This is a genomic window from Streptomyces sp. NPDC059788, from assembly GCF_042732265.1.
GTDB lineage: Bacteria > Actinomycetota > Actinomycetes > Streptomycetales > Streptomycetaceae > Streptomyces.
This window is the reverse complement of sequence record NZ_JBHWHY010000004.1, coordinates 22,883-38,643: the sequence shown is the minus strand read 5'-3', so window position 1 is coordinate 38,643 and position 15,761 is coordinate 22,883. Positions and strand designations below refer to the sequence as shown.

Here is a 15,761-nt window from a genome sequence, read left to right as displayed (position 1 = left end):
CCGCGATGGCGGAGCGACTGGTGGTCATCGGCGGTGACGCGACGGGCATGTCCGCCGCGTCCCAGGCCCGGCGGCTGAGGAAGCCGGGGGAACTGGAGATCATCGCGTTCGAGCGCGGCCATTTCGCCTCGTACTCCGCCTGCGGCATCCCCTACTGGGTCGGCGGGACGGTCGACGGCCCGGACGACCTGATCGCGCGGACGCCGGAGCAGCACCGCGAGCGCGACATCGACCTGCGGATGCGGACCGAGGTCACCGAACTGGACCTGGACCGCGGCCGGGTCCGCACCCGCGACCTGGACGGCGGCGGCACCGAGTCCTGGACCGGCTACGACAAGCTGGTGATCGCCACCGGCGCGCGGCCGCTGCGCCCGCCGCTGCCGGGCATCGACGCGCCCGGCGTGCACGGTGTGCAGACCCTGGACGACGGGCAGGCCCTGCTGGACACCCTGCGGTCCGCCGAGGGCACCAAGGCGGTCGTCGTCGGCGCCGGCTACATCGGCGTCGAGATGGCCGAGGCACTGGTCACCCGCGGCTACGACGTCACGGTCCTGGACCGCGGCGAGCAGCCGATGTCCACGCTCGACCCCGACATGGGCGAACTCGTCCACGAGGCGATGTGCGCAATGGGCATCGAGACGGTGCGCGGCGCGGTCGTCACCGGCGTCCGCACCGACGACTCGGGGCGGGCCTGCGCGGTGACCACCGAGGACGACGGCGAGTTCCCGGCCGACGTGATCGTGCTGGGCCTGGGCGTACGGCCCGAGACCACCCTCGCCGAGCGGGCCGGGCTGCCGCTCGGCGACGCGGGCGGGCTGCTCACGGACCTGTCGATGCGGGTACGCGGCCACGACGCCGTGTGGGCCGGCGGGGACTGCGTGGAGGTGCTGGACCTGGTCCTGGGCCGGACCCGGCACATCGCGCTGGGCACCCACGCCAACAAGCACGGCCAGGTCATCGGCTCGAACGTGGCCGGTGACTACGCGACCTTCCCCGGCGTCGTCGGCACCGCCGTCTCCAAGGTCTGCGACCTGGAGATCGCCCGCACCGGGCTCCTGGAGGAGCAGGCGAAGTCCGTCGGCCTGAAGTACGTGACCGTCACGATCGAGTCGACCAGCCGCGCCGGCTACTACCCGGGCGCCCGGCCGATGCGCGTGAAGATGATGGCCGAACGGCGCACCGGCCGCCTCCTCGGCGTCCAGATCGTCGGCCGGGAGGGCGCGGGCAAGCGCGTGGACGTGGCGGCGGTGGCGCTCACCGCACGGCTGACGGTCGAGGAGATGACCGCGCTCGACCTCGGCTACGCGCCCCCGTTCTCCCCCGTGTGGGACCCGGTCCTGGTCGCGGCCCGCAAGGCCGCCGCGGCGGTACGGGCGGCCGGCGGCTGAGCGCGACGACGGGCCGCCGGGGCTCCGGCGGCCCGCCCGCCGGGGTCAGCGCGCCGTCTGCTCGTGGACGTACTCGACGAGGGCGGTCAGCGCGGCCGGGTCGGTGTTCGGCGGCACACCGTGGCCCAGGTTGAAGACGTGACCCTCCAGGCCGGCGGCCGCGTCCAGCACCTCGCGGGCCTTGGTCTCGACGGCCTCGCGCGGCGCGAACAGCACGGCCGGGTCGATGTTGCCCTGGAGCGCCTTGCCGGGGCCGACGCGGCGGGCCGCCTCGTCCATCGGGACGCGCCAGTCGACGCCGACGACGTCCGCGCCCGCCTCGCCCATCAGACCCAGCAGCTCACCGGTGCCGACACCGAAGTGGATGCGCGGCACGCCGTACCCGGACACCGCCTCGAAGACCTTGGTGGAGGCCGGCATGACGTAGCGCCGGTAGTCGGCGGGGGCCAGCGCGCCCACCCAGGAGTCGAAGAGCTGTACGGCGCTCGCGCCCGCCTCGATCTGCACCTTGAGGAACGCGGAAGTGATGCCGGCCAGGCGGTCGAGCAGATCGGCCCACAGCTGCGGGTCGCCGTACATCATCGCCTTGGTGTGCTCGTGGTTGCGCGACGGGCCGCCCTCGACGAGATAGCTGGCGAGGGTGAAGGGCGCGCCGGCGAAGCCGATGAGCGGGGTGTCGCCCAGCTCGCCCACCAGCATCCGCACCGCCTCCGCGACGTAGGTGACGTCGTCGGGCTCCAGTGCGCGCAACCGCTCCAGGTCGGCGCGCGTGCGGATCGGCTTCTCGACGACCGGGCCGACGCCCGGCTTGATGTCCAGGTCGATGCCGATGGCCTTCAGGGGGACGACGATGTCGCTGAAGTAGATCGCCGCGTCGACGCCGTGCCGGCGGACCGGCTGGAGCGTGATCTCGGTGACCAGCTCCGGCATCATGCAGGAGTCCAGCATCGCGATGCCCTCGCGGACCTTGCGGTACTCGGGCAGCGACCGCCCGGCCTGGCGCATGAACCACACCGGCGTGTGCGGCACCGGCTCCCGCCGGCAGGCCTTGAGGAAGGCCGAGTCGTACGTACCGGTCTGCTGCTGGCCCGTCGGGCGGTCGTTGGCGCTCACACACCAAATCTTCGCACGCGCGCGAGGGCGCCTCCGAATGGGCGACGCGCGCACCGGGTGTCCTCCCTCACCGAGCGGCTCCTTCCGCCTAACCTTCCGGGCATGGCTGCGGCTCACGAACACCTCGCGGACAGCGCGGACAACGTCCCCATCCCCTTCCGTCAGGCGGTCGAGGCGCTCCGCACGACACGGCTGCGCCCCGAGATCGACATCGAGCCGACGCCCGCGCCCAAGCGCCTCGCGCCATTCGCGTACGCGCTGGAGGCTGCGGTCGTCGAGCCGGGCACCGGGCCCGAGGGGGAGGACACGGACCTGGCCGACGGCAGACTGGTGCTGCTGCACGATCCGGCCGGACACGACGCCTGGCAGGGCACCTTCCGGGTGGTGACGCTGGCGCGCGCCGAACTGGAGCCGGAGATGGGTTCCGACCCGCTGCTGCCGGAGGTGTCCTGGTCCTGGCTGACCGGAGCGCTGGAAGCGCGCGGCGTGCGGTACGGGGAGCCCAGCGGCACGGTCACGCGGGCCAGTTCGCACTACTTCGGCGGCCTCGCCGACCGGGCACCGGCGACCCAGATCGAGATGCGCGCCTCGTGGACCCCGGAGGAGGGGGAGGGCGGGGTGCCGGATCTCGCGGCCCACCTGACCGCGTGGTGCGATCTGCTGTGCCAGGTGGCGGGGCTGCCGCCGGTCGCTCCGGAGCCGTCACCGCGCGGCGGGGTCGTACCGCTGCCGCAGCGCCGGGGGCCGCAGGCGCGCTGATCCGCTGACGCGCCCGGCGCGTGGCAGCGCCGGGGAGCGCGCGTGTCCGTCCGCCCTCCGGCGTGACGGCGCGCCCGCCCGCGCACGGCGGTGACGAGCGTCGTACGGACGCACTTCCCGGCGCGGCAGCGCACCCGTCGGCGCATGGCCGTGCCGTCTCCGCGCCACCTGACGGGGCGGCAGGTTCCGGCCTGCTCCGCGACGCTCGAACGGTTTCCCGGCAACCTTCCGCCGCCGGATCACTCCAAAGTCGATCAAGCGACCGATTTGCCCGAAATGAACCTAACTAAGTTGAGATCAAACTCTAAAGTCGGGCCGGTTTGATGCCGAAGAGGTCAGTGACCCTTCAAAGACGGAGCAATCCGACTCGCCCCAAAAGTCGGCCTTCGTCCCGCCACTCCCCCAGGAGGCCCGGTGTCAGTTCTCCTTGAGCAACCTTCGAGCCTGGTCGCCTACCGCCCGAACAAGCCGACGGCCATGGTCGTCGTGGCCGACCCTCGCGTCCGCTCCACCGTCACCCGCCACCTGTGGGCGCTCGGGGTACGGGACGTGATCGAGGCATCGTCCATCGCGGAGGCCCGTCCCCGCGTCGGCAGCCCGCGCGACATCTGCGTTGCCGACGTCCACCTGCCCGACGGCTCCGGCCTGACCCTGCTGTCCGAGACCCGGGCCGCGGGGTGGCCCAACGGCCTCGCCCTCTCCGCCGCCGACGACATCGGCGCCGTACGCAACGCCCTCGCCGGCGGCGTCAAGGGATACGTCGTCACCGGCACCCGCACCAACCTCGGCCTCCCGGGCCGCCCCGGCGCCGCACCCATCGGGGCCAACGCCGCCCGGATGCACCGACGCCCCCCGGGCGCCCCCGGCCACCCGGGCGGCTACCGCGAACTGTCCGGACGCGAGGTCGAGGTGCTGCGACTGGTTGCGGAGGGCCAGTCCAACAAGGCCATCGGCGTCTCCATGGGCCTGTCGGCGCTGACCGTCAAGAGCCACCTCGCCCGCATCGCCCGCAAGCTCGGCACCGGCGACCGGGCCGGAATGGTCGCCGTCGCCCTGCGCACCGGCATCATCCACTGATCACCGACCCCCGCAGACCGCCGTCACGCCCGTCGAGGGAACGTTCCCTCGACGGGCGCAGTGCATACACAGATACTCTTGACTGGTGACCGACGCCCAAAAGACCGCAGAAGACTCGACACTGCGAACATCCGGAGACTCCCCTCCGGAGACCCGCCCGGCGCCGGTCCCCCTACTGGAACCGCGCGAGGGCACCCCCGCCGTGACGGCGACGGCCGAGGAACTTGCCGAAGTCGTGGCGGCCTTCGCGGCCGGTACGGGCCCGGTGGCGGTGGACGCCGAGCGGGCCTCCGGCTACCGCTACGGCCAGCGCGCCTACCTCGTACAGCTGCGCCGCGAAGGCGCCGGCAGCGTCCTGATCGACCCGGTCGGCTGCCCCGACCTCTCGGCGCTGGGCGACGCGATCGCCGACACCGAGTGGGTCCTGCACGCCGCCACCCAGGACCTGCCGTGCCTGCGCGACATAGGCATGATCCCGTCCCGCCTCTTCGACACCGAGCTGGCCGGGCGCCTCGCGGGCTTCGCCCGGGTCGGCCTCGGCGCGATGGTGGAGAACGTCCTCGGCTACGCCCTGGAGAAGGGCCACTCCGCGGTGGACTGGTCCACCCGCCCGCTGCCGGAGCCCTGGCTGCGCTACGCCGCACTCGACGTCGAGCTGCTGGTGGACCTGCGCGACGCCCTGGAAGAAGAGCTGGAACGCCAGGGCAAGCTCGAATGGGCCCACCAGGAGTTCGCGGCCATCGCCGCCGCTCCCCCGGCACCGCCCCGCAAGGACCCCTGGCGCCGCACGTCCGGCATGCACAAGGTGCGCCGCCGCCGGCAGATGGCCGTCGTACGGGAGCTGTGGACCGCACGGGACCAGGTGGCGCAGCGCCGCGACGTCTCCCCGGGCAAGGTGCTCGGCGACGCCGCGATCGTCGAGGCGGCACTGAACCTGCCCCCCAACGCCCACGCGCTCGCCACGCTCAACGGCTTCGGCCACCGCATGGGGCGCCGCCAGCTGGAACAGTGGCAGGCCGCCGTGGACCGCGCCCGCGCCCTGCCGGACAGCGAGCTGCCGCAGCCCGGCCAGCCGCTGAACGGTCCGCCGCCGCCCCGCTCCTGGGCCGACAAGGACCCGGCCGCCGCAGCCCGGCTCTCCGCCGCCCGTACCGCGGTGACCGCCCTGGCCGAGGAGCTCAACCTCCCGCAGGAGAACCTGATCACCCCCGACACGGTGCGGCGCCTGTGCTGGGAGCCGCCCGCCGAACCCACCGGAGAGGCGGTCGCCGCCGTCCTGGCCGGCCACGGCGCCCGCCCCTGGCAGATCGAACAGGTCACCCCGGCCCTCACCGAGGCCCTGAACACCCCCGACGCCTGATCCCCCGGGGGCGGACCGGCGATCCCGGCCCGCCCCCGCCGGCTCAGTCGCGGTCGACGTGCTCCCGCAGGACCTTCCCGCTCGCCGCGTCCACATCGAACGTGGTCTTGTTCCAGTCGTCCGTGGTCACCACGTCCACCGACCAGATCTCCTTCTTCTGGTCATTGCTGTCCAGCTCCACGGCGGTGACCGTCCCCTTCTTCTTCCCGGTCGCCGTCGCCGCGGCCTGCTGCGGCGTGACGGTGGCCCGCTTGAGCCGGTCGGCGAGCTTCTTCCTGTCGTCGCCGTCGTCGCCCTCGGACCGCGGCTTGTCCGCCTTCCCGGACACCGCGTCCACCCGCACGGCGCTCTCCGCACCGTCCGAGGCCGCCACCTTCGCGTGCCACTCGGCCTTCCCGCCGGCCCCACGCTTCAACTCGACCGAAACCGACTTGGACCCCGCCACGGCTCCCGTCGCCGCCTTCAGCGCCTGCTCGTACGAGGTCTTGGCCTCCGGGACCAACGCCTTGCGCGACCTCTGGTCCTCGGTCATCGCACCGGACGACCCCGCACCCCCCGCCGACTGCGAAGCCCCCGAGGCCGACGCCGAGGGCGAGGCCGAGCCACCCCCTCCCCCGCCATCGTCCCCACACCCGGCCAACAGACCCCCGGCCATCGCGACAGCACACACAACTCCGCCGACTCGAACACGCTTGGTCATGCCTGCACTCCTATCCGTATCCACAGCTGCACCATAAGGCCGGATTACGCCACATTCCCCCCAAGCCCGCGCACCCGGCCGACGCAACACCACCCCGGGTGCCCACCCCCACATGTGCAAACCCCGGCCACCACGGCGGGACAGCCGCCCCGACCCCCCACCCACCGGACCCGAAGCGCAAAACGCGCCCCCCAGGAGGCCGCCACAAGATCCACCCCTCGTCGACGAAGTCGACATTGTGACCTTCACCGCTTACCCCGGAGGGACTGTCCACCCCAGTTACCCGCAAGTAGCATGAGACACGTGACGCGCCCCACGGGCGCGCCCGCAGCAGTGCCACCCCGCACCTGGAGGAGAGCCAACGTGCCTCGTACCGCTAGGGACGTCGTCTTCGTAGACGGCGTCCGCACCCCGTTCGGCAAGGCGGGCCCGAAGGGCATCTACCACGAGACCCGCGCCGACGACCTGGTCGTCAAGTGCATCCGGGAGCTGCTGCGCCGCAACCCGGATCTCGACCCGGCCCGTGTCGACGAGGTCGCCCTCGCCGCCACGACCCAGATCGGCGACCAGGGTCTGACCCTGGGCCGTACCGCCGGCATCCTCGCCGGCCTCCCGCAGTCCGTCCCGGGCTTCTCCATCGACCGGATGTGCGCCGGCGCCATGACCGCCGTGACGAGCATCGCCGGCGGCGTCTCCTTCGGCGCGTACGACATCGCCGTGGCCGGCGGCGTGGAGCACATGGGCCGCCACCCCATGGGCGAGGGCGTCGACCCCAACCCCCGCTTCGTCTCGGAGAAGCTGGTCGACCAGTCCGCCCTCTTCATGGGCATGACCGCGGAGAACCTGCACGACCGCCTCCCCCACCTCACCAAGCAGCGGGCCGACGAGTACGCGGTACGCAGCCAGGAGAAGGCCGCCAAGGCGTACGCCGACGGCAAGATCCAGGCCGACCTGGTGCCGGTCTCGGTGCGCCGCACCAACGCGGAGGCCGGCGAGACCGGCTGGGGCCTGGCGACCGCCGACGAGCCGATGCGACCGGGCACCACCCTCGAAAACCTCGCGGGCCTCAAGACACCTTTCCGCCCCCACGGCCGCGTCACCGCGGGCAACGCGGCGGGCCTGAACGACGGCGCCACCGCCTCCCTGATCGCCGCCGAGGACGTGGCCCGCGAGCTGGGCCTGCCGGTCAAGATGCGCCTGGTGGACTACGCCTTCGCGGGCGTCGAGCCCGAGGTCATGGGCATCGGCCCGGTTCCGGCGACCGAGAAGGCCCTCGCCAAGGCGGGCCTGTCGATCGACGACATCGGCCTGTTCGAGATCAACGAGGCGTTCGCCGTGCAGGTGCTGTCGCTGCTCGACCACTACGGCATCGCGGACGACGACCCGCGCGTCAACCAGTACGGCGGCGCGATCGCCTTCGGCCACCCCCTCGCCTCCTCCGGCGTGCGTCTGATGACGCAGCTGGCGCGGCAGTTCGAGGAGCAGCCGCAGGTCCGGTACGGCATCACGACCATGTGCGTCGGCTTCGGCATGGGCGGCACGGTCATCTGGGAGAACCCGCACTTCGAGGGGGCAGGCAAGTGAGCACCACTACCGAGCTGCTGAAGGGCGCGGCCGAGCTGTTCCCGGACGAGGTCGTCACGCAGGCGCACGTACGACACCTGGAGCTGCCGGGCGCCGGCGTCTTCGCGCTGATCACGCTGGACAACGGCCTGGACCACACCAAGCCGACCACCTTCGGCCCGCAGTCTCTGGCGAACCTGGACGCCGCGATCGACCAGGTCGAGGCGGAGGCCGAGGACGGGAAGATCACCGGCGTCGGCATCACCGGCAAGCCGTTCATCTTCGCCGTCGGCGCCGACCTCAAGGGCGTCGAGCTGCTCAAGCGGCACGAGGACGCGCTGGCCATCGGCAAGGGCGGCCACGACGTCTTCAAGCGCCTGGCCGGCCTGGCCGTGCCGACGTTCGCGTACTACAACGGCGCCGCGATGGGCGGCGGTGTCGAGGTCGGGCTGCACTGCTCGTACCGCACCGTCTCCAAGGCGCTGCCCGCCTTCTCGCTGCCCGAGGTCTTCCTCGGTCTGGTGCCCGGCTGGGGCGGCTGCGTGCTGCTGCCGAACCTGATCGGTGCCGACCGCGCGGTCTCGGTGATCATCGAGAACTCGCTCAACCAGAACAAGCAGCTCAAGGGCCAGCAGGTCTTCGACCTCGGCATCGCCGACGCGATCTTCGAGGGCGCGGACTTCCTGGAGCAGTCGCTGCTGTGGACCGCCTCGGTCCTCAAGGGCGACACCGAGGTCGTACGCACCGAGGTCGACCGCGGCGAGGCCTGGGACCAGGCCGTGCAGCGCGGCAAGGGCATCGCGGACGGCAAGGTGCACGGCGCCGCCCCGGCCGCCTACCGCGCGCTGGACATCATCGCCGCCGCCAAGAACGGCGACCTGCGCCAGGGCTTCGACGCCGAGGACCAGGCCCTCGCCGACCTGATCATGGGCGGCGAGCTGCGCTCCGGCATCTACTCGTTCAACCTGGTGCAGAAGCGCGCCAAGCGCCCGGCCGGCGCCCCGGACAAGTCGCTCGCGCGCCCGGTCACCAAGGTCGGCGTGGTCGGCGCGGGCCTGATGGCCTCGCAGCTGGCGCTGCTGTTCGCGCGCCGCCTGGAGGTGCCGGTGGTGCTCACCGACATCGACCAGGAGCGCATCGACAAGGGCGTGACGTACGTCCACGACGAGATCGACAAGCTGCTCCTGAAGGGCCGCGTCAACCAGGACAAGGCCAACCGCCTCAAGGGCCTGGTCAGCGGCCACCTCGACAAGGCCGCCGCCTTCGGCGACGCGGACTTCGTCATCGAGGCCGTCTTCGAGGAGATGGGCGTCAAGCAGCAGGTGTTCGCCGAGGTCGAGGCGGTCGTGCCGGAGCACGCCGTGCTCGCCACGAACACCTCGTCCCTCTCGGTCACCGAGATGGCGTCCAAGCTCAAGCACCCCGAGCGGGTCGTGGGCTTCCACTTCTTCAACCCGGTCGCGATCCTGCCGCTGCTGGAGATCGTGCGCGCCGAGCGGACCGACGACGCGTCGCTGGCCACCGCCTTCTCCGTCGCCAAGTCGCTGAAGAAGACGGCCGTGCTGGTCAAGGACGCCCCGGCGTTCGTGGTCAACCGCATCCTGACCCGCTTCATGGGCGAGATCCAGAACGTCATCGACGAGGGCACCCCGGTGGCCACCGCCGAGAAGGCCGTCGAGCCGCTCGGGCTGCCGATGTCGCCGCTGGTGCTGCTGGAGCTGGTCGGCCCGGCGATCGGCCTGCACGTCTCCGAGACGCTGCACGGCGCCTTCCCGGAGCGCTTCACCGTCTCGCCGAACCTGGCCGCCGTGGTCAAGGCCGGCAAGCGCGGCTTCTACGTCTACGACTCCGGCAAGCCGGAGCTGGACCCGGAGGTCGCCGCCCTCCTCGAACAGGGCGACTCCGTCCTGACCGAGGAGCAGGTCCGCGACCGCGTCCTGGACGCCGTCGCGCAGGAGATCGGCCTGATGCTGGACGAGGGTGTGGTCGCCGAGGCGCAGGACATCGACCTGTGCCTGATCACCGGCGCCGGCTGGCCCTTCCACCTGGGCGGCATCACGCCGTACCTGGACCGTGAGGGTGTCTCCGAGCGCGTCAACGGCAAGAAGTTCCTGGCCCCGGGTGTGGCGAGCGTGCCCGCCTGAGTCCGGCCGAGCGCCGCGACGGCTGCCCTGGTACCGCTGTTCTCAGTGGTACCAGGGCAGTTGTGTCCGTTTGTGTGCCGTCGTGTTCTCAGTGATGCCAGGGCAGTTGTACGGGTGCGGACGGCGTCCGGCCGTCGCGCAGGTCCGCGAGCAGCGGCGGCAGTCCGTACGGAAAGACGGTCTCGGCCGTCGTCGCCAGTTCGTCCACCGGCCACCAGCGGTGTTCCGTGATGGAGGCGCGCTCGTGCTCCTGGAAGCCGCTGGTGTCGACCGCGTACGGGGCGGCGCGGTGCAGGAAGAACACGTCCTCGAACATGCCGCTCGCCCAGGGCAGCTCCGCGTATCCGGCGGTGCGGGCGACCGGCGGCCCCAGCACGTCGGGCGCCACCCGCAGCCCGGTCTCCTCCGCCAGCTCCCGTGCCGCCGCCGCGCGCAGGGACTCCCCTTCGCGCACGCTGCCGCCGGGCGTGAACCAGCAGTGCCCGGCCTCCGGACGGGCGGGGTCCAGGTAGCCGCGGAAGAGCAACAGGCTGTCGTCCGTGCCGAGCAGCAGGACGCGGGCGGAACGGCGTGGCGGAGCCGGCGCGGTCCCGGTGGAAGCTGTTTCGGTTTTGGGCATCCGGTCAGCGTAGGCCGTGGCCACGGCACGCGACAGGCAATTTCCGCGTGCCAGGCTGGTCCCATGAGCACCCTGGTGGCCGTGGACGCGGCCAACGTGATCGGCTCGGTGCCCGACGGCTGGTGGCGCGACCGCCGCGCGGCGGCCGAACGGCTGCGGGACGCGCTGGCGGGCCAGGCGGCCGACGGGCTGCCCGGACTCGCCGGGCCGCCCGTCGAGCTGCTCCTCGTCGTCGAGGGCGCGGCCCGGGGCGTGGCATCCGTACCCGGCGTGGCGGTCGTCGCGGCTCCCGGGAGCGGGGACGACCGCATCGTGGAGCTCGTACGGGACGCGGGCCGGGGCCCGGACTGTGTGGTCGTCACCGCCGACCGCGGGCTGCGGGCGCGCGTGACGGCGTTGGGAGCCCGGGTGGCCGGGCCGCGGACCGTCCGGCGCGGGCGCGGCGGCTGACACGGCGCCCGGCCTGGGCCTGCCCCGGGCCTCATCCGCGTCCCGTACGCCCGTCCGTCCGGCTGTTCATCCGGCTGTGGCTGCGCCCGTACGCGAAGTACACGACGAAGCCGAGCAGCATCCACACCCCGAACCGCAGCCAGGTCTCCGCGGGCAGGTTCAGCATCAGCCACAGCGAGGCGAGCACCGACAGCGCCGGGACGAACGGCACCAGCGGCGTACGGAAGGCCCGGGGCAGGTCCGGGCGGGAACGGCGCAGGATGGCCACGCCGAGCGCGACCACGACGAACGCGAACAGCGTGCCGATGTTGACCAGTTCGGCGAGTTCGTCGATCGAGGTGAAACCGGCGACGACGGCGACCACGGCGCCGAGCGCGACGGTCGAGCGGTACGGGGTGCCGAAGCGCGGGTGGACCTGCGAGAAGACCTTCGGCAGCAGGCCGTCGCGGCTCATCGCGAAGAAGACCCGGCTCTGGCCGAGCAGCAGGATCATGCACACCGAGGTCAGGCCGACGGCCGCGCCGAAGCTGATCAGACCGGCCCAGAACGGGTGCCCGACGGCCTTGAACGCGTCGGCGAGCGGGGCGTCCGTGGACAGCTCGCTGTACTTCTGCATCCCGGTGACGACGATCGACACGGCGACGTACAGCACCGTGCAGATGGCGAGCGAACCGAGGATGCCGCGCGGCACGTCCCGCTGCGGGAGGCGGGTCTCCTCGGCGGCGGTGGCGACGATGTCGAAGCCGATGAAGGCGAAGAAGACCACCGCGGCGGCCGCGAAGATGCCCATCACGCCGAAGTCGGCCGGGGTGAAGCCGAAGACGATCTGGGAGAGCGGCGCCGCGAGGCCGTCGCCGCCGTCGGTGGCCCGGCTCGGCGGGATGAACGGCTCGTAGTTGGCGCCGGTGATGAAGAAGGCGCCCGCGATGATGACGAGCAGGACGACGGTGACCTTGATGCCGACGATCACCGAGGTGACGCGGGACGACAGCTTCATGCCGACGACCAGGATCACGGTCAGGACCAGCACCAGGACGCACGCGAGCAGGTCGAAACCGAAGGCGCCCTCGTGCGTACCGGACAGCCCCTGCGGCAGGTGGACCCCGGCGGTGTCCAGCAGCGAGCGGACGTAACCCGACCAGCCGACGGCGACCACCGCGCAGCCCAGCGCGAGCTCCAGCACGAGGTCCCAGCCGATGATCCAGGCGGGCAGTTCGCCGAGGGAGGCGTACGAGAAGGTGTACGCCGAGCCGGCCACCGGCACGGTCGAGGCGAACTCCGCGTAACAGAGCGCGGCCAGCGCGCAGACCAGGCCCGCGACGACGAAGGAGAGGGCGACGGCCGGGCCCGCCGTCTCCTTGGCGATCTTGCCGGTGAGGACGAAGATGCCGGTCCCGATGACGACACCGACGCCGAAGACCGTCAGGTCGAGGGCGGAGAGGGACTTCTTGAGCGCGTGCTCCGGCTCCTCGGTGTCCCGGATCGACTCCTCGACCGTCTTGGTGCGCAGCAGCCCGCCGCGGCGTCCCCGGCCGCCGCCCCCGCCATGCCCCCTGCCGCCACCGTGGTCCGGTCCGTGTTCCGCGCCCCGCTGTGTGCTGCTCATGGGCCAACCTCCGCCTGGACGACCGTCGCGACTCCCGAACTGACCGAGTCTGCAAAATGGTCGGGACGAGTACGGTGCGGCGGGCCTGCGATCGGCGGGGATTCACCCGATGGTAGGGATGGGTGGATATGCCGATGGGCCGGTGGTTGCACCCGTTCGGGTGGCCCACCGACCCATCGTATGACCGTTCGGCGCGGTTTACGCCGGGTTGGGCGCCGGGTTTGTGCCCTCTTGGGCGGTGCGTGGCCGTCCGGTGGACAGCTGGTGAGACGGCTGCGCCATTCCCCCACGCATGTCCACGAGCCGGCCACACGCCCCTCACGGGAGGAACCGGAGCCCCCGGCTCCTCCCGTCTCCGCCCGCGTCAGTCGCGGGCGGCCTCGGCCCGCTCGGCGTCGTCCGCCGCGCCCACCGACTCCGCGGCGTCGACGGACCGGTCCGTGCCCTCGTACCGGCCGTCGATCTTGGAGACGAGACCGGTCACCTGACGGGCGATGTCCGGCGCGGTCAGCCCGATCTCGGCCAGGATCTCCTTGCGGGAGGCGTGGTCCAGGAACCGCTCCGGGATACCGAAGTCACGCAGCGGTACGTCCACCCCCGCGTCCCGCAGCGCCTGCGCGACGGCCGAGCCGACACCGCCCGAACGGCTGTTGTCCTCGACGGTGACCACGACGCGGTGCCCGTCGGCCAGGCCCGGCAGCGCCTCGTCGACCGGCTTGACCCAGCGCGGGTCCACCACCGTCGTCGAGATGCCCTGCTTGTCGAGCAGGTCGGCGATCTCCAGGCACATCGGCGCCAGCGCGCCCACCGACACCAGCAGCACATCCGGCCGCTCGACACCCGCACCGGGCTCGCGCAGCACGTCCATACCGCCGACCCGGCCCACGGCCTCGACCGCCGGGCCGACCTTGCCCTTCGAGTAGCGCACCACCGTCGGCGCGTCGTCGACCTCGACGGCCTCGCGCAGCTGGGCACGCACCTGCTCGGCGTCGCGCGGCGCGGCGATCCGCAGGCCGGGCACGACCTGGAGCAGCGACATGTCCCACATGCCGTTGTGCGAGGCGCCGTCGTCGCCCGTGACGCCGGCGCGGTCCAGGACGAAGGTGACACCGCACTTGTGCAGCGCGACGTCCATCAGCACCTGGTCGAAGGCGCGGTTGAGGAACGTCGCGTACACCGCGAAGACCGGGTGCAGACCACCGGTCGCCAGACCGGCCGCCGAGACCGCCGCGTGCTGCTCGGCGATGCCCACGTCGTAGACCCGGTCCGGGAACGCCTTGGCGAACTTCTGCAGGCCCACCGGCTGGAGCATCGCGGCCGTGATCGCCACGATGTCCTCGCGCTCCCGGCCCAGCTCGACCATCTCGTCACCGAAGACGGACGTCCAGCTCGCGCCACCGGAAGCCACCGGCAGCCCGGTGTCCGGGTGGATGACGCCGATACCGTGGAAGCGGTCGGCCTCGTCCTGCTCGGCGGGCTTGTAGCCGCGCCCCTTCTCGGTCAGGCAGTGCACGATGACCGGACCGCCGAAGCGCTTGGCGCGCTGCAGCGCGGACTCCAGTGCCTCGATGTCGTGCCCGTCGATCGGCCCGACGTACTTCAGCCCCAGGTCCTCGAACATGCCCTGCGGCGCGATGAAGTCCTTCAGGCCCTTCTTCGCGCCGTGCAGCGTCTCGTACAGCGGCTTGCCGACGACCGGCGTGCGCTCCAGGAGGTCCTTGCCGCGCGCCAGGAAGCGCTCGTAGCCGTCCGTCGTGCGCAGGGTGGCCAGGTGGTTCGCCAGGCCGCCGATGGTCGGCGCGTACGACCGCTCGTTGTCGTTGACGACGATGACCAGCGGGCGGTCCTGGGCGTCGGCGATGTTGTTCAGCGCCTCCCAGGCCATGCCGCCGGTCAGCGCGCCGTCACCGATGACCGCCACGACATGATCGTTTTTGCGCAGTACCTGGTTGGCCTTGGCCAGACCGTCGGCCCAGCCCAGGACGGTGGAGGCGTGGCTGTTCTCGATGACGTCGTGCGGCGACTCGGCACGCGAGGGGTAGCCCGACAGGCCGCCCTTGCTCCGCAGCCCGGAGAAGTCCTGCCGGCCGGTGAGCAGCTTGTGGACGTAGGACTGGTGCCCGGTGTCGAAGAGAACCCTGTCTCTGGGCGAGTCGAACACCTTGTGCAGGGCGATGGTCAGCTCGACCACACCGAGGTTGGGGCCGAGGTGCCCGCCGGTCTTGGAGACGGCGTCGACGAGGAAGGTACGGATCTCCCCCGCCAGCTGCTCCAGCTGCTCCGGTCCTAGTCGGTCCAGATCGCGCGGTCCCTTGATACGGGTCAGCAGCGCCACCCGTGCCTCCTTGCTGTCGAGCTGGTTCGAGCGATTCGTGCGGTTTCGCGCGGATTCGCCTGTTTGTAGCTGGCTCTGGCTGGTCGAGCTTGCCGATCAGCCGAGTCTAATGTTCCGCCTGCGACGGCGGAGAACGGGCTGTGCGATGTATGTCACGCGGATGGCGGTTTCTGACGCGTTGCTCCGCCGCCTCAAGGCAACCTTCGGCCGAAAAGTCGCCACCTCTGGCGGCGGTCTTGTGGGGTGCGCGTTGTGCGCATTTGGTCCGGTGGGTGGGGGGCTCGGGCCCACGCAGGGGTCACTCCTCGACACCGTGCACGGCAACGGGGAAGTTAGTAGTGAACCCAGATACCCGGCTGCTCTGCGGGGAGACCCCTGCGTGGACCCGAGCCCCGCGCCGTGGGCGACTATCCGTACGACGTGGCAAATACAGCCCGCCCCACGGGAGCCGTCATGGTCGCGGGATCGGGGGATCGTGGACGTCGCACCCGCCGGGATACGGCCGGGAGGAGAGGCTACGAGCCGGGTGAGCGGCGCCCCCGCAGACTTCCTGCCGTAGCGCTGGGCCGTTGGGATGAGGTGGCACAGCCCATCCGCCGCACGGAGCGTGGCGGACGGGGGAGGCCCAGGGCCCCGTCCCCGTACCG

At 71.9% G+C, this 15,761-nt stretch carries 12 protein-coding genes; 7 read left to right on the top strand and 5 right to left on the bottom strand.

Features of this window, described 5'->3' with window-relative positions; genetic code table 11:
- The first annotated feature begins 5 nt into the window (after window positions 1-5).
- Window positions 6-1,388, top strand: a complete 1,383-nt coding sequence (locus ACFV57_RS04750) for an FAD-dependent oxidoreductase (protein ID WP_385225699.1) — start codon at window positions 6-8, stop codon at window positions 1,386-1,388.
- A 45-nt stretch (window positions 1,389-1,433) separates the two neighbouring features.
- Here ACFV57_RS04750 and hemE read toward each other — a convergent pair whose 3' ends face one another.
- Window positions 1,434-2,501 carry a uroporphyrinogen decarboxylase gene (gene hemE / locus ACFV57_RS04745; RefSeq protein WP_385225697.1) on the bottom strand — a complete coding sequence of 356 codons (1,068 nt, stop codon included), beginning with the start codon at window positions 2,499-2,501 and terminating at the stop codon, window positions 1,434-1,436.
- Window positions 2,502-2,603: 102 nt separating this feature from the next.
- Between hemE and ACFV57_RS04740 the strand changes: the two genes are divergently transcribed.
- The 3 genes from ACFV57_RS04740 to ACFV57_RS04730 all read left to right on the top strand — a co-directional run bounded on the left by ACFV57_RS04740 (window position 2,604) and on the right by ACFV57_RS04730 (window position 5,697).
- Window positions 2,604-3,260: a DUF3000 domain-containing protein gene (locus ACFV57_RS04740; RefSeq protein ID WP_385225695.1), complete on the top strand. Its 657-nt coding sequence runs from the start codon at window positions 2,604-2,606 to the stop codon at window positions 3,258-3,260.
- Between the two features lie 414 nt (window positions 3,261-3,674).
- Window positions 3,675-4,337, top strand: coding sequence for a response regulator transcription factor (locus tag ACFV57_RS04735; RefSeq protein ID WP_003985651.1), 663 nt, complete (start codon window positions 3,675-3,677; stop codon window positions 4,335-4,337).
- An 85-nt stretch (window positions 4,338-4,422) separates the two neighbouring features.
- Window positions 4,423-5,697, top strand: a complete 1,275-nt coding sequence (locus ACFV57_RS04730) for an HRDC domain-containing protein (protein WP_385225693.1) — start codon at window positions 4,423-4,425, stop codon at window positions 5,695-5,697.
- Window positions 5,698-5,740: 43 nt separating this feature from the next.
- Here ACFV57_RS04730 and ACFV57_RS04725 read toward each other — a convergent pair whose 3' ends face one another.
- Window positions 5,741-6,229: a PepSY domain-containing protein gene (locus ACFV57_RS04725; RefSeq protein ID WP_385225691.1), complete on the bottom strand. Its 489-nt coding sequence runs from the start codon at window positions 6,227-6,229 to the stop codon at window positions 5,741-5,743.
- Between the two features lie 531 nt (window positions 6,230-6,760).
- Here ACFV57_RS04725 and ACFV57_RS04720 point away from each other — a divergent pair.
- Both ACFV57_RS04720 and ACFV57_RS04715 read left to right on the top strand, forming a co-directional pair.
- Complete coding sequence (locus tag ACFV57_RS04720) at window positions 6,761-7,981, top strand: thiolase family protein (protein ID WP_385225689.1); 1,221 nt, start codon at window positions 6,761-6,763, stop codon at window positions 7,979-7,981.
- On the top strand, window positions 7,978-10,104 hold the full coding sequence (locus ACFV57_RS04715; RefSeq protein WP_385225687.1) for a 3-hydroxyacyl-CoA dehydrogenase NAD-binding domain-containing protein: 2,127 nt from the start codon (window positions 7,978-7,980) through the stop codon (window positions 10,102-10,104). The genes ACFV57_RS04720 and ACFV57_RS04715 overlap by 4 nt, the downstream gene beginning before the upstream one ends.
- A gap of 88 nt (window positions 10,105-10,192) precedes the next feature.
- Here the strand turns inward: ACFV57_RS04715 and ACFV57_RS04710 are convergent, their stop codons facing one another.
- Complete coding sequence (locus ACFV57_RS04710; protein ID WP_385225685.1) at window positions 10,193-10,723, bottom strand: NUDIX hydrolase; 531 nt, start codon at window positions 10,721-10,723, stop codon at window positions 10,193-10,195.
- A gap of 63 nt (window positions 10,724-10,786) precedes the next feature.
- On the opposite strand from ACFV57_RS04710, the gene ACFV57_RS04705 reads away from it, so the two are divergent.
- Window positions 10,787-11,173, top strand: a complete 387-nt coding sequence (locus tag ACFV57_RS04705) for an NTP pyrophosphohydrolase (protein WP_385225683.1) — start codon at window positions 10,787-10,789, stop codon at window positions 11,171-11,173.
- A gap of 31 nt (window positions 11,174-11,204) precedes the next feature.
- Here ACFV57_RS04705 and ACFV57_RS04700 read toward each other — a convergent pair whose 3' ends face one another.
- Window positions 11,205-12,779: an amino acid permease gene (locus ACFV57_RS04700; RefSeq protein ID WP_385225681.1), complete on the bottom strand. Its 1,575-nt coding sequence runs from the start codon at window positions 12,777-12,779 to the stop codon at window positions 11,205-11,207.
- A gap of 364 nt (window positions 12,780-13,143) precedes the next feature.
- Entirely contained in the window at window positions 13,144-15,114 is a 1,971-nt protein-coding gene (gene dxs / locus ACFV57_RS04695) for a 1-deoxy-D-xylulose-5-phosphate synthase (RefSeq protein ID WP_385225679.1), read from the bottom strand.
- Window positions 15,115-15,761 lie beyond the last annotated feature (647 nt).